Here is a 14,558-nt window from a genome sequence, read left to right on the forward strand (position 1 = left end):
GCACAGTTTGTGTCAACTCTACAATAGGTCTTATAGAACTAACCAATGGTTTGTCACCATTTTCAATAAACATATTAAATATTCCGCTATACTAAATCTTTTAAACTAGGCTGAATTTTAGAAGGCCGTTTTGCTTTTTAACTGTGCATAATCCATGTAAGAGTATAGTGGCATGGCAAGGAAAGCTACTTTAAAGGCGGTTAGTAAACTATCAAGCTTATCTTAATTTTTTTAAGGCACCGCTCCATGCAATCGTTTGATCTAACATTGCATTTACATTCCCAAGGTGTAAATCAGCTGGTTTAAACGTCTTGAAGTTTTCAAAGTCTGTAAATAGCGATAATGTTGGATTTACCCGAACGTCCGCAACTAGTAATTCCCCTAAGATGCCACGCAAATGTTCAGCTGCACGGGCTCCGCCAGTTGAACCATAGCTCACGATGCCCGCAGCTTTGTTGTTCCATTCATCACGTGCGGAATCAAGTGCGTTTTTTAGGGCCCCTGTAATACTGTGATTGTATTCTTGTACGATAAACACAAAACCATCCAAGCCAGAAAGTTTTTCTGACCAAGCTAATAATCCTGGTTCTTTACCAGTGCCTTCTCCAACAAATGGCAAGTTAAAATCTACGATATCGACGATTTCATAATTTGCGTCTTTTCGTTCATCAGCTATTTCTTTTACCCAACTTCCTACTTGTGGACTTACGCGTCCTATACGTGTGCTTCCTAAGATAATTCCGATATTTAATTTTTCCAATGTTTTCTCCTCCTCGTTAATGACTGGCAAATAAATTGGTTAAGAATAAAAACCTCATAATTTGTTTGATTACATATTTTTTATCTCTTCCACTAACGTGTAGTACCCACCTTCTGTATCTTCAATGAGATGGTTTATTTTGTTAAGATGTTCTCTAAATTCACTTTTTTCTAACCAATTTTTATGAAAATCAATACTCTCAAAGGTAGTTACCATAATTGCCTTATTATTTTCTACAGAACGATGCCAACGACTGCTGATCCAACCAGGAACACCTTGTGATCCCTTCTTAAAATTGAGTAGTTCTTCAGCTTGGATAGCAACCAATTCATCTAGTTTGCCTGGTTTAGCTGTAAATACATTAATCCATACTATTGTATTACTTGATTTCATATTCATAATCTCCTGTCATTTAACATATTTTTTTCAATTCATTAATAATTGGCATCTTCTTTTATCATTAAAAGGTGTCAGTGCTGACTGTCATTATTTTTAATAAAAAACTAGGGAGTTAAAGCCCTAGTAAATATTTGCACACTCTCAGTTATAAATGCCTCCAGGGATACGGTTGGATAGTTTTCATCGGCATCCAGGTTGTTCATAAAGGCTCCAAAATTCATCATCATGAACGACAGTGCCTGAAGCTCTGGTTCAGTGTGAATAAGCTTTCCTTTCTCATACATCGTGTTAAAATAGTTTGTCAAAATTTTCAGTAACTGTCGAGGATGCTTTTGTGTTTTTTCTCGAAACCCAGGTAAATTGCCTTCCTCCTTGATACTTATCATAATCATTTTACGGTTACGATTCATGATTTCATGATATGTTCGACTGATCAGTTGTAAGTCTGAATGTAAGTCCCACACGATTTGCTCTTCATTAAAAAGTATTGTCATCTCTTCGGCATAATGATATCGATCAAATGCTTTTTCTAGAAGATTTAGCTTGCTTCCAAACCGACGAAACAGTGTTTTTTCACTCAAACCTGCGGCACCAGCAATTTCCTGAGTAGTAACAGCATTGTATCCCTTCTCTGCGATTAGATCGATTGCCGCCAACAGCAGCTTATCATCGGTACTTAGCTTATTACTGCTGCTCATGCTCTCACTTCCCCTGAATAGACTGTCAGTACTTACTGACTATATATTTTATTCTATTCAGCTGTTTTAAAATTGTCAAGGAAATATTTCCAGCAATACATATTCTTTTTAAGACGGTAGGCCAATCCAAATGATAGAAACTTATTGGAGAATTAACACCATACCCATTCAGGAAAACTAATAATAGACGGAGCATTTTGCTCCGCCTGATTGCTAGAATATTTTTTTCTCATTCAACTCGAGAGCTAATTCTTTAAAGAACTGTAGCGATTCTGGATTTCCCATGGAGTCTGCATTCACTACTTTATCAAACTCGAAACCTAATAACACTTTACGTATCGGGACTTCCATTTTCTTTCCGTTCAAGGTTTTCGGAATTTGTTCAACGACATGGATTTGGTCAGGGATAAAGCGAGGGGACACATGCCCTCTGATTTGTTCCTTGATTTTTGCCGTCAATGCTGCATCCAGGCCATTACCGGGTTTAAGGACAACGAACAGCAGCAGTGAGGAACCGCGGCCAAGCACTTCCCTATCAATGACAAGGCTTTCCATCACCTCGTCGATCGCTTCGACGACCCGGTAGATATCACTAGTTCCCATCCGTACACCAGAACGGTTGATGGTCGAGTCGGAACGACCATAAATGATACAGCTGCCCTTGTCGTCAATCTTTATCCAATCACCATGTTTCCATATGCCAGGATACGTATCGAAATAACTCTCGTAGTATCTTGTCCCGTCATGATCATTCCAGAAGTATAGCGGCATGGATGGCATCGGTTTGGTAATTACCAATTCACCGACTTCATTAATCAATGTTTGACCATGCTCATCAAAAGCTTCCGCACAAACACCCAATGCTCTTCCTTGTATCTCTCCGATTCTTACGGGCAATGTTGGAACGCCACCTACAAATCCGGCACAAACATCGGTTCCGCCACTGGATGAACTGAGCCAGATATCCTTCTTGACATTCTCATACACCCATTTATAACCGTCGCCAGACAATGGAGCCCCAGTTGAAAAAAGAGCCTTCAATTTCGATAAATCATATTTTCCCATTGGCTTGTTTCCTAACTTCATGGAATTCGTAAGGAATGGTGCACTTGTTCCAAAGAAAGTCATGCCTGTATCTTCAGCCAATTCCCAAAGGGCATCCATATTCGGAAAAGAAGGACTGCCGTCATAAAGGACGATGGTCCCTTCATTAAGCAAACCGCCCATAAGGAGATTCCACATCATCCAGCCTGTCGTCGTAAACCAGAATACAGTATCCTCGGAAGTCATGCCTTGATGGATTCTTGTTGATTTTAAATGCTCCAATAATATACCGCCATGCCCTTGTACAATTGGTTTTGGCATTCCGGTTGTGCCAGATGAATAGAGAATCCAAAGCGGATGATCGAACGGAACATTTTCAAAAGATAATTCTGTCTTTTCTTTTAAAAGGTCATCCCAAGGAATCGTATCTGCCAGATTCACTTCCAAATTCTTTTTTTCTATGTAAGGTACCAGAACGGTATGCTTTACAGTGATCAATTCCTGTTTAAGCTGGGAGACGACTGATGTTTTATCATATACATTTCCATTGTACTGATATCCATCAACAGCCAGTAATACAACCGGTTCAATCTGTTTGAAACGATCTATGACGCTTCTTGCCCCAAAGTCAGGTGAACAACTGGACCAAATGGCACCTATGCTTGCTGTTGCCAAGAAAGCTATGACAGCTTCAGGTATGTTTGGCATATAGGCAACAACACGGTCACCGGATTTCACACCAAGTTGCCTTAATGAATGGGCGACAGAAGCTACTTTTTCTTTCAGCTCTTTCCAGCTGACTTCCTGCTGCCTGATATGTTCGGAACGGAAAAAAATCGCCGTTTTCTCTTCTTGCTCATTCCATAATGCATTTTCAGCATAATTAAGCCTTGCCCCCTCGAACCATTTCGCACCTGGCATTGATTGCTCCGCTAAAACCCTGTCATATTTCCTGGCTGCTTTTACATCACAATAATCCCAAATTGAAGCCCAAAATTCCTCCAGTTCATCTACCGACCATTTCCATAATTCATGATAATCATGAAACGTTAAACCTTTCTTTTCTTTTAACCATTTCACATATTGAGTCAATACCGTTTGCTCGATTTGTTCCTTTGTCGGTTCCCAAATGATTTGTCCATCTGTAAGCGATTTCATACAATCATCTCCCTTAGGTATCAAATGCGTCATTGAATCATTTCATAATATTGGTAGTTTACTTAAATTGTAATCTATGTGTATAAAACCGTCAATTTACACTAAACTAAATAGGCTCGTATTTATGTATGGGCAGGTTAATAGAGAAACATGTCCCTTTCCCGTGTACACTTGACACATGCACCGTTCCTTCCATGCTTTTGATAACGCTATATGAAACCATCATTCCTAATCCCGTCCCTTTATTCTTTGTCGTGAAGTAAGGTTCACCTAAACGGTATATCTGTTCCTGTGTCATTCCAATTCCCTGATCTTGGATCTTAATTTGGATGGTGGAGGCAGCATGAATTAAATCTATGTATATTTCGCCAGCATGGTCCATCGATTCTATCCCATTCTTTAAGATATTGAACAAGCACTGCTGGAATTTCTTCCTTTCCCCCATGATATAATAAGCTCCATCTTCGAATAAGGATAATTTCAATTCAGTTCCATTATTGCTAGCCAAGGGTTTTATGCTGTTCACGACATGCTGAATTTCTTCTGATACCCTTAATCGCTCCGTGTTTTCAGGGCTTATGGCAGCAAACGTCAAATAATCATTAATGACATCCGTGGCCCGATCCAATTCCTTCAGTGCAATATTTGCATATTTGACCTTTGTATGGGAAGACACGTCTTCACATAACATTTGAATATATCCCCTGGTAACCGTAAGGGGATTTCTGACTTCATGAGATATGCTTGCAGCCAGATGACTAACGATCTGCAATTTTTCCGCTTTCACTAATTTTTCGAGAACCTGAAAATTAGTGAGGATGACCTCCCATAGTAAGATTACAACAACGATTCCAATGACTTGGATCGTGAAGTATTGTTTCCATATGCTTATGCCGATAGTAAGTTCAAATACGACTGTTGAAATAAACTGCGTAAGAATATGGACAATGAATATTAATGATATGCCAATAAGGATTTTTTTACTGACAGACATTTTTAGATAGTACTTAGATATAAAAAACAGGGAAATTCCCATTAGTGGAAAAGTGATGCATGATATATAAAATCCATTATCACCCCCTGATAAATAGCGGATAACAAGAGTGATGACTATCAATATGATTCCTAACCGGTAGCCTCCATATAAACCGCCTAATAGAAAAGGGATCCATCTAAGATCCCAAACAAAATCCTTTTCTATAACAACGGGAAATAACATGCATAGAACAAGTGAAAGAATAGGGAAAATCGATAGGAAGGATCCTTTTAATGCATCTAAACGGTATACGTACTTCACTAGATAGCTCATTTGCAATAAAAAGATCGGAAAAAGGATAATTAAAAAGTTAATCAGTAAATCTTTTGTCATAAGATTCATTTTTACACCGAACTTTCGATATTTTTCGAAGATTTAGACAGGTATATCAATCTTAACAAGATAGAGAATAATAAGCTAGTGAAATTAACATGAAGGAATTAAAAGTTTCCTCTTCCGCCATCCAGGAAAATACCCGTTCGTAAAGTGTACTTTTACGAACGGGTATTTTTCCCTCAGATTGGTAAAAATATTGAATTTTCTACTACTCACCTGTTAAACAATGAAACTCCAATACTTCTGGCATAGACGCTAATGCTCTTTCCAAAACTTCCATTTTTTCTGATAGACCAATTTTCAATTAGTATTAATGGGGAGAAGAAACGCTATTGATGGAAATATGGGCTGATTGGTATAAATGATCAGTCTATTGAATATCTCAATTTTTTCCAGAAAAGCTCCCTGTACAGAAACCTTTTTAGATATAGAAGTAAGATGTTACAGTTCATTCACTCTCATGGTTCTTGTATGTTTTCCCATCATGGTAATAAAGTTCTGAACCTAAATGAACATTTTCATTTTCTTTCAATTGACGAATAAGTTCTTTACTTTTTGTTTTATTCATTTCTTTATACCAGGTTCCTTGTGGATATAGAACAGTGATCGGCCCATGCTTGCATTGGCCGTTGCATAATGTTTTTGTTGTGTGAATCTTTTTTTGTAGTTCTAAGTTTTTCAATTCCCCTCTAATGGTCTCTGTTACTTCTTCTGCTCCATTTTTCGTGCATGTTTTCCCGTTGCAAATTAATAGATGTTTGCTAACCCCATCTAAGTTCATAAGAAATCCCCTTTTTCCTTTTTATTTGACCTCTTTGACTTTACATCAAATTTAAATTCTCCCCACACTTTGTAGCAGCCAGTTTTATCAAATTTCATTTCAATAGGATGTTAGGAAACAATTAACGACCAGGGTTATAATAAACCATACCCCGGTAAAGTATATGTTATTCTAAACGAAATCGTGATTCAATATTAAATGTTATTGTACATGTCTGGATTAAATTCCACTTCAACAGTTCCTGAATCCAAGTTTTCTTTCACAGTGTTAACTCCAGGCAATTTCTCTACACTGCCTTCAATCGCTTTAATGCAATGCCCTCAAGACAAAAAAGCCAAGCACCGATTCAGAGACTTTCTATTACTAGGAGTTATTTTAGTTGCATGGGTTGGCGGATTCTCTCCGATTTCGAGTGCTTTGTTTCTCGGTATTGGTATTTATGTAAAACCAATAATGCTCATTAAAGATCATATAAAACATTAAAGCATCTGTTTCATGGTTAAACCTTTCCGGATTGGGGCAGAAGGTTCCTTAATAATAACGAAAAGAAGTGTGGTTATCATCTTCATAGGACTTCTCGATATAATAACCTATTTGTAGATTAATAAAAAAAGCCAGTCCTTGAAAAAGAACTGGGCTTATTGTTATAAAAGTTAAAAGTCAACCCTATCAATTATATGTTTTTGCACCTAAATATCTTTCTGACCAATAGCTATTATTCATCGAAGTAATACTTACACCTTTTGAAGAGGAACTATGAATGAATTGGTTCCCTCCAATATAAATGCCCGCATGAGAGGCGCCAGGTTTATAGGTTTCAAAAAAAACAAGATCCCCAACTTTTGGTGAAGAAACCTTTTTCCCCTTCTTATACATTTCCGCAACAGTTCTAGGCAAAGTCACATCGGTACTTTTTTCGAAAACATATTTTAAAAATCCGCTGCAATCAAAACCTTTTGGTGTACTCCCTCCCCATACATAGGGTACACCCAAATATTTTTTAGCGTTACTTACCAGATTAGTAGATGAATTACCGTTTGACTTTTGAGCAGTTTTTTTTGTAATCCCCAAAGCCTTATATGTATTCGGACCTACAATACCGTCAGCTTTCAAGCCCTTCTTTTTTTGAAATTTCACTACCGAACTTTTAGTGACTGTGCCAAAATATGTAGTAGTGTTTTTATTAGTGAAGTACCCTTTATTCTTTAAAACCCCTTGTAATTGTTTTACTTCGGTATGAGTCATTCCACTTTTTAACGTACGATCTCCTAATGCAGCATTACTTACCAAAGGATTCGAAAGTAACAATCCCGTCACTACTACTGAAGCAATAATTTTTTTCATTTACTATTTCCCCCGATAAAATCTCTTTTTTATAATTTTATCATCCTTAAGTGACACACATATTTTCCTTAATTTACATTATCATTACAAAATTATGCAGTATTTGAGCAGAAGTGACAAAATAGCTATAATACCCCAAATATCTTCCGGAAATTGATATGTTCTTTGGTAGATTTTAAATTACTAACAGAACTTAAAATTGTGGGTATCTTATGAAAATTATCCATATTTTATCCATCAAAAAATTGAAACCAAAATGGTTCTATGAGTTAGCTTTCAACTAATATTTGGGTGGCAGGGCACCTTCCCTTTGATTCGGTGTGAATAGTATTTTTCCTGACTCTTTTTATTTTGCATTTGAATCCATTAAATTCGTTCAGATGTTTGTTCTTAAGTTTGTGAATACCTGGCTTTTCCAATCTTAACTTTATAAATGTTTTGTTCTAATTTTCCCCACACTCTAGAAGTGGTACATGTGTACAAAAAAGACTACACCTAATAGGTACTAGCCCCCTCCTAAAAACTGCACTTGCAACGAAAACACAAAATAATATTAGAAAAAGAATAGCAAAAAACACTGAAAACGACGAAGTCATTTCAGTGCCATATTCGAATATGAACTTAATAAAGAGCGGATTTTGCGAGCATCGTTATAGTCGCATCATCCATCGGAGGATTATGGAGACCTGCGCGTACATCCCTATAGTAGCGTTGCAGGGGATTGTTTCGTTGTAAACTTTTGGCTCCGACGACTCTCATCGCTTTATCGACGATGGAAATCGATTTATTGACGACCGATAACTTAACAGCACCCAATTGCTTCGATAGTTCATCATGATCTTCAGGCTGCCGCACCCATTTTTCTGCGACAGAGTAGAGGAAATGGTGTGCTTCCCCCAATTCCAGTTCCATCTCCCCAATTGTACGTTGAACATTCGGAAGGTCCCTGATTGGTCCTGGTAAGCTATTGGGAGAATAGGTTTTCGCAAATTCGACTGCGTAATTTCTGGCAGCCACTGCAATTCCCAAGTAGCAAGCCGGTATATGTAATAGCCACGCTTCAGGTTTTCTTTTTTCACCAGTATTGCTTTTCATGACATAATACTTTTCAGGCAGGCTGACATCAGTTAACACCAAATCATGACTTCCTGTTCCTTGCATGGAGATCATATCCCAAGTTTCTTCTATACTTACACCCGTTACATCACGATGAACTAAAAAAGTGCCTAAACACTCATCTTCGGGTACCCATGCCGTTACAAGAAAAATATCAAGGATGGGAGAGAGTGTAGTAAAAGTCTTTCTGCCATTCAAATTCCATTGTTTACCCTTTTTGATAGCGATCGTTTCCGGTCTGCCACCGCGCGTCGGGCTTCCCGTTCCAGTCTCAGATGCTGCCGTATTGATTAGAGCACCTTTCGACACTTCATCAAACAACTCTTTCATGACTTCTTTTTCCCACGGTCTCTTCTCCGTTAAGGAGAGGACGGTTCCGACATGCCAGCCTATTCCTAAGGCTGTTGGGCCGCAATATTGAGCTATTTTTTCTTGGCATAGGAGAAAATCATATAAGGAACCGCCGTACCCCCCATCCTCTTTTGCTAAAGTTAATCGGGGATATCCGAATTCCTTTAACTCCTGAATGTTTTCAAAAGGAAATCCCTTTGAATCATCAAGTGCCTCAGATCGACCGGAAAACGACTGAATCGCTTCTTCTAATTTTTGTATATATTCTTTTTGCTTCTGTGATTGAAAAAACGACATGAAGATCACCCCTCCTGTGGTAAACAAAAATCCTGGACCATCCAGCAGCAGAAACAGAACTGCTAACTCCACTTTATCATATCACCTTAGTGTAGTTTATGGTTCGAATCTGCCCATTAAGAGTCGATGTCTTCATTTTTATATTCTTTGTTCGCGTTCTTGTATGCTTCCTTAGCCTGATCAATATTTTTGTTTTCGAGAAAGTAAGCTATCGCCGCTTGCCCGATTCCATATGTGACTGCGCCCGCTACCGCACCCGAAACGGCTAGGCCGGCTCCTGGGATGAAACGGACTGCAGCCCTGACACCTTCCCTGACAAGGAGACCGATTCCGACATTGATCCCTAATGCAGCAATGAATTCACTTGCCGTTTTTGTATTGATTTCTTTATCCGCGATAAAACCGATCACCACAATCATCAAACCTTGAATGCCGGTCAAAATGGGAAAATCGGCAAAAGGTATTGGCTCTGCACCGATTAAACCTGCGATTGCCGTAAACGTTCCCACTATCGTCCGCGCGAATTTTTTCTTTACGAATTGGCTCTGCATCGCTTTGGCTGTCTTCAGCTTCGCTTCACTGGGTAAGGCCTCAATTAAGTAATCAGACAGCAAATCTATGTTCCAACGCATATCATATTCAATATTTCCACTTTCATCAAAATCAATATACGAACAAGTAGGAATGATGTTCAAAAGTGGTATTTCACTCTCTTTAAATCTTTTTGACATCAAAGCGATGGCTTCATCAATATTCTGTTTTTTCTTAGGATTGGCATCAAAAGGTGCTTGTTTATAATGAGGCGGATCTAATTCATCCACTTGGGTGACCACACAAATGACGGGTACATCATAATGGTGATTCTCTTTAACGATCTTGCGCAGCTTATTCAATTCTTGTAAATCTTCTTCAATCCGTGAATCCGTTTCTTTTGCTTTAATCAAGAAAAGAAACACATCAGGCTGTTCTTCTGTTACCGCTTTTATCAATTCACCCAATGGTGTTTCTTCATCGAAATCTTCCGTAGGAGCTTCACTCTCACCCAGCCCGCGGGAGTCCAGCAAACGAATCTTGGGCTCGGCATCACTCGGGTACCATAGCCATTTTCCCTTACCCGTTCCGGATTTAACGGAACTGACATATTGGAGCTCCTGACCAAACATCGCATTGATCAGTGATGATTTTCCGGAACCACGCCTGCCGACAAGAGCAATTCGCGGTTCCCTTGCATCAACTGTCATCGTTTTAAGCTTTAAGAGCTGGTCGAGCATTTTGTTCTTTTTTGATTGTGAAATGGGCAGCTTATCTACCTGGCCTTTAATGAAACTGAATATGCTTCCCATTTCATCATGTTTTTCCACCATCACTCATTCCCCCTTGTTAAGAAGTGTTTTTAAGTAACATTTACCCTTGAACGATTCAATTTAAGCATGTAACTTCATTCTCCTTGCAAAATTAAAGGGCTCCATATATTCATTTAACTCTTTTCTTTTAAGAACATAATGACACTGGCCATGTATTTTTGGATTTCCTGAACTTGAAATGCTGCAGAATCCGCAATCTGTTTGTAATGATGCTGTCCTTCATCGGTGATTCGTAAATAGCGTTTAGTTCGTTTTTCACTTTCCCACCTGCCGACAAGAAGCCCGTTCTCTTCCATTTCATGAGATAAATCGTATAAATAACCGTTAGAAGCGATCCAACCGAACTGATTCTTAAGCAGATCGCCAATTTCCCCCATGTAAATGGGCTTCTTAGTGAAAGCGGCTTTTAAGGTTACATAACGGACTAGATCCTTCACCGATATTATTTTCGAGAAATACGACCTGTATTCTTCAGGAAGCTCATTAACAACCGGTGGGTTTTCACCAGATCCCCTTAAATCGAACATGAAGCGATCGATGACCTTTTTCACTTCGGAGAACCGTTCCAGGAAATTTTCTTGGTACCATATGTAAAGCTCTTTCCCTTTTTCCGTTATTTGATAATAATTTCTTCCCTTATTCGTATATAAGGATAAATGATTGGAATCGACTAGCGTATTGGATATTTTACATAAATAGTCATAGCTATGTACTTTGCCAGTGAACGTATTTTTCAGGTCCTGATGAATCGCCCTTGGATAATTCGCTTTTATCCTCAAAGAGTGAAGTAAGAAAATCGTTAAAAATTCCCGCTGGCTCAACCCAACCGTTTCAACCGTTGCAGACAGTTTTTCCCCTTTCTTCACTGTCAAAACCCCCTTTATTTACTGTTTATATAACATATCATCTAAATAATTCTTCCTTCCCCTTATTATCCTGTGCTGCCACATAATAGTAAAGTTTTTAATGCCTAACTGCCTAGTACTAATTTTTCGGATTCTATCTAATGTTGGATGGGGTAGATTCTGAATATTCTGTCGAGGTTTATTATGAAATAGTGTAAAAAATAAAAGAAGAAACGGCCCATGTTAAGGACGTTTCTTCTTTAGGTTTACTGTTCCGTTAAAATGATCGGTTCACCTTTTGTAATGACAAGGGTATGTTCATATTGCGCGGAAAGCTTTCCATCTGCCGTTCTCGCCGTCCAGCCGTCTTGATCCATTTTCATATGCCATGTTCCTGCATTCAGCATTGGCTCGATCGTGATGACCATACCTTCTTTTAGACGGGCACCTTTACCTGGCTTACCATAATGTAGGACTGTTGGGTCCTCGTGCATGGTTTTACCAATTCCGTGGCCTGTAAAATCGCGAACAACAGAAAACTTTTCACCTTCTGCATATGACTGGATTGCATGCCCGATGTCCCCGAGACGATTTCCTGCACGTGCGACTTCGATGCCCCTGTATAAAGCATTTTTGGTTACATCCATTAAACGCTGAGCTTCATCGGAAACTTCACCGACCGCATATGTCCAAGCGGAATCCGCCAAACCACCGTTAAGGTTCACCACCATATCAATCGTAACGATGTCTCCCTCTTTTAGGGCTTTCTTTTGCGGAAAGCCGTGACAAATAACATCATTCACTGAAGCACACGTTGCATATTTATATCCGTTATAGCCCTTTTGTTCTGGTGTAGCACCATGCTCTGCCAAGTACTTATCGACAAATTCTTCGATTTCCCAAGTCGTGATGCCCGGTTTTATCATTTTTGCAATTTCTCTATGCGTCGCAGCAAGAAGTTTGCCCGCTTCATGCATCAAATTTATTTCTCGTTCACTTTTAATGGTTATCATTTAAAATCCTCTTTCGTTTTATAACTTTTCTGATTGAGACTCCTTGTTTATCATATGCCTTTTTTTATATAAAAAGCAACCAAAAACCCGGTAAAAATCACCGGGTTAATTAATTCATGGCCTTTTTTGTACCAGTAATTCCGAGAAAAATAAAAATGGAAGCCAGCGTTTACGTTTTTTACACAAATGAATATTCCAGGTGTTAATTACCTAGAATTTATAATCACGATTGGACTTAATTGTCTCAAAAATTTTATATAGGCCCATGTGTATTAACCGGGTACAGATTTCCATCTAACGCAAATGAAACTCTTCCTGTTTCTTCTGATACTACCAATACCAGGGCATCACTTCGTTCAGATAAACCTAATGCAGAGCGGTGGCGTGTTCCAAGTTTTTTTCCCCCTGTTGATCTGTCTGAAAGCGGAAGGACATTTGCTGCGGAAACAATCTGATTTTTATTAACCAAAACGGCACCATCATGCAGTGGATTTCCAGGGAAAAAAATTGATTCGAGTAAAGAATGGGTTAACTCCGCGCCTATTGAAATACCGGGTTGAATCAATGAATCAATAGGGTCTCCCCGTTGAATCACGATTAAGCCGCCGTGTCTCAAATTCGACAAATTTTGTACGCAAGTTGATAACTCTGGATATTTGTCCGTAAACGGTGACAAATAACAATTCAAATAAAATGTAGCTGCTTTCATATCGATGTATATAAATTTATCCTTTATTTTCTCGAAATTTCCAAGAAGACAATAATTTTCATCACCCATTGCTTCTAAGTTATCCTGTAATGCTGATATTACTTGTCGTAAATCCTCTTTTAACATTTGTTTCATTGGTGAAAAATCACAATTGCCATGATTCACAGTCATGCACCTCCCTTTTATTATTTCACTCTCTTTCTTTCAATAAATCTTAATTGGCCTCGCAAAGACCAATCTTATTTTTCGTAGATCTAGTTATGCCTAGTTAAATTTATAATTATGAATGTACTTAAAGTTTGTCTTCACGATTATTAATTATTCATCTTTACTATCAATTAAGTAATGACTTCACATTTTTTTATGTCATATGGACAAGGTAAAAGAATAGATATGTTAATGACCTGTTGAAAGATATTCTATATAAGAGGTGGTATTGGATGCCTTATGTAACCGTATTTGACCAAGGAACATTTGAAGTTGAAATGGGAAAAAAATTAGTATTAGCATTGGAAGATAACGGTATAAATATTCTCCACCGATGCGGCGGGAAAGCTAAATGTACAACTTGCAGAGTTGAAATATTGGCGGGTGATTTTTTGGAGGTCACACATAAAGAAAAAAAGATCTTTGAGGAAAAAGGAATGGAAGATCATTTACGTTTATCTTGTCAAATTTACGTGAATGGAGACATTACCGTTCGGCCGATCAAGACGGTAGAAAACTCTGGAATTCCTGCTGGGCCAAGGCCTGCCGACTGAATAGTTTCGTAAGTGTCGCAGTTTAATCAAAAAACATCAAAACAATTGTTTTGATGTTTTTTTAATCTTTAGCCAAATGAATTACTTCTTTTCCATGACCGCAAAATAATTATCTTCATTATCAGCAAAATTGAAGACTCTTCCAGATGGCATAGTTACAAGCTCTCCCACTTTGATATTCTTCTCTGAAAAGTCTTTATATAATTCATCAAGATTATCCGAGTAAAACATTAACGAAGGTGTATTAAGATTTAATTCAGGCTGCATTTTAGCAATGAATTCTTTATTATGCAGGATGATACTCGTTTCTGCTACCTTTGTTGGGGCTATTTCAATCCATCTTAGCCCTTGGCCATTATCTTCTTCAGAAATTACGCTAAAACCGAAATTTTCCGTCCAAAATTTCAATGACTCGTCTTGATCATTTACATATAACATAATTTGCCCGACTTTGTTAATCATTTGCTTCTCTCCCTTTCTGCTGGTTCCGTTATTAATTGAATCATTTATGTATAATCATCATGTTGGTTGGAAATATATAACTGA

At 38.2% G+C, this 14,558-nt stretch carries 15 protein-coding genes and 1 pseudogene; 1 reads left to right on the forward strand and 15 read right to left on the reverse strand.

All coding sequences use genetic code 11. The features are described from left to right. Window positions 1-217: 217 nt before the first annotated feature. The 14 genes and pseudogenes from ACQKMF_RS07640 to cdaS all read right to left on the reverse strand — a co-directional run bounded on the left by ACQKMF_RS07640 (window position 218) and on the right by cdaS (window position 13,416). On the reverse strand, window positions 218-760 hold the full coding sequence (locus ACQKMF_RS07640; RefSeq protein WP_260357628.1) for an NADPH-dependent FMN reductase: 543 nt from the start codon (window positions 758-760) through the stop codon (window positions 218-220). Between the two features lie 69 nt (window positions 761-829). Then, window positions 830-1,153 carry an antibiotic biosynthesis monooxygenase family protein gene (locus ACQKMF_RS07645; protein WP_427572460.1) on the reverse strand — a complete coding sequence of 108 codons (324 nt, stop codon included), beginning with the start codon at window positions 1,151-1,153 and terminating at the stop codon, window positions 830-832. A 110-nt stretch (window positions 1,154-1,263) separates the two neighbouring features. Next, window positions 1,264-1,857: a TetR/AcrR family transcriptional regulator gene (locus tag ACQKMF_RS07650; protein WP_402942830.1), complete on the reverse strand. Its 594-nt coding sequence runs from the start codon at window positions 1,855-1,857 to the stop codon at window positions 1,264-1,266. A 213-nt stretch (window positions 1,858-2,070) separates the two neighbouring features. Further along, the gene (locus tag ACQKMF_RS07655) at window positions 2,071-4,092 is read right to left on the reverse strand and encodes an acetoacetate--CoA ligase (RefSeq protein ID WP_427572462.1); all 2,022 of its coding nucleotides are present in this window, start codon (window positions 4,090-4,092) and stop codon (window positions 2,071-2,073) included. A 73-nt stretch (window positions 4,093-4,165) separates the two neighbouring features. Further along, window positions 4,166-5,356, reverse strand: coding sequence for an ATP-binding protein (locus ACQKMF_RS07660; protein ID WP_427572464.1), 1,191 nt, complete (start codon window positions 5,354-5,356; stop codon window positions 4,166-4,168). 286 nt (window positions 5,357-5,642) lie between these two features. After that, a pseudogene (locus ACQKMF_RS07665) lies at window positions 5,643-5,720 on the reverse strand (Lrp/AsnC family transcriptional regulator); the annotation flags it as partial. A 159-nt stretch (window positions 5,721-5,879) separates the two neighbouring features. Continuing rightward, window positions 5,880-6,212, reverse strand: coding sequence for a (2Fe-2S) ferredoxin domain-containing protein (locus ACQKMF_RS07670; RefSeq protein ID WP_260357624.1), 333 nt, complete (start codon window positions 6,210-6,212; stop codon window positions 5,880-5,882). 194 nt (window positions 6,213-6,406) lie between these two features. After that, on the reverse strand, window positions 6,407-6,523 hold the full coding sequence (locus ACQKMF_RS07675) for a cation transporter (RefSeq protein WP_427573168.1): 117 nt from the start codon (window positions 6,521-6,523) through the stop codon (window positions 6,407-6,409). A 358-nt stretch (window positions 6,524-6,881) separates the two neighbouring features. Continuing rightward, window positions 6,882-7,556: an NlpC/P60 family protein gene (locus tag ACQKMF_RS07680; RefSeq protein WP_101222120.1), complete on the reverse strand. Its 675-nt coding sequence runs from the start codon at window positions 7,554-7,556 to the stop codon at window positions 6,882-6,884. Between the two features lie 621 nt (window positions 7,557-8,177). Next, window positions 8,178-9,320, reverse strand: coding sequence for an acyl-CoA dehydrogenase family protein (locus ACQKMF_RS07685; protein ID WP_402942819.1), 1,143 nt, complete (start codon window positions 9,318-9,320; stop codon window positions 8,178-8,180). A gap of 116 nt (window positions 9,321-9,436) precedes the next feature. After that, window positions 9,437-10,684, reverse strand: a complete 1,248-nt coding sequence (locus ACQKMF_RS07690) for a GTPase family protein (protein WP_260357623.1) — start codon at window positions 10,682-10,684, stop codon at window positions 9,437-9,439. A 113-nt stretch (window positions 10,685-10,797) separates the two neighbouring features. Then, entirely contained in the window at window positions 10,798-11,550 is a 753-nt protein-coding gene (locus ACQKMF_RS07695) for a helix-turn-helix transcriptional regulator (RefSeq protein WP_260357622.1), read from the reverse strand. 245 nt (window positions 11,551-11,795) lie between these two features. After that, the gene (gene map / locus ACQKMF_RS07700) at window positions 11,796-12,542 is read right to left on the reverse strand and encodes a type I methionyl aminopeptidase (protein WP_101222117.1); all 747 of its coding nucleotides are present in this window, start codon (window positions 12,540-12,542) and stop codon (window positions 11,796-11,798) included. Between the two features lie 253 nt (window positions 12,543-12,795). Continuing rightward, a complete protein-coding gene (gene cdaS, locus ACQKMF_RS07705) occupies window positions 12,796-13,416 on the reverse strand; it encodes a sporulation-specific diadenylate cyclase CdaS (protein ID WP_230176301.1) in 621 nt (206 codons plus the stop codon). Window positions 13,417-13,691: 275 nt separating this feature from the next. Between cdaS and ACQKMF_RS07710 the strand changes: the two genes are divergently transcribed. Next, complete coding sequence (locus ACQKMF_RS07710; protein ID WP_101222115.1) at window positions 13,692-14,012, forward strand: 2Fe-2S iron-sulfur cluster-binding protein; 321 nt, start codon at window positions 13,692-13,694, stop codon at window positions 14,010-14,012. 81 nt (window positions 14,013-14,093) lie between these two features. On the opposite strand, the gene ACQKMF_RS07715 is transcribed toward ACQKMF_RS07710, so the two are convergent. Further along, on the reverse strand, window positions 14,094-14,474 hold the full coding sequence (locus ACQKMF_RS07715; protein WP_101222114.1) for a VOC family protein: 381 nt from the start codon (window positions 14,472-14,474) through the stop codon (window positions 14,094-14,096). Window positions 14,475-14,558 lie beyond the last annotated feature (84 nt).

Source organism: Peribacillus sp. NPDC101480 (assembly GCF_050277335.1).
Lineage (GTDB): Bacteria > Bacillota > Bacilli > Bacillales > DSM-1321 > Peribacillus.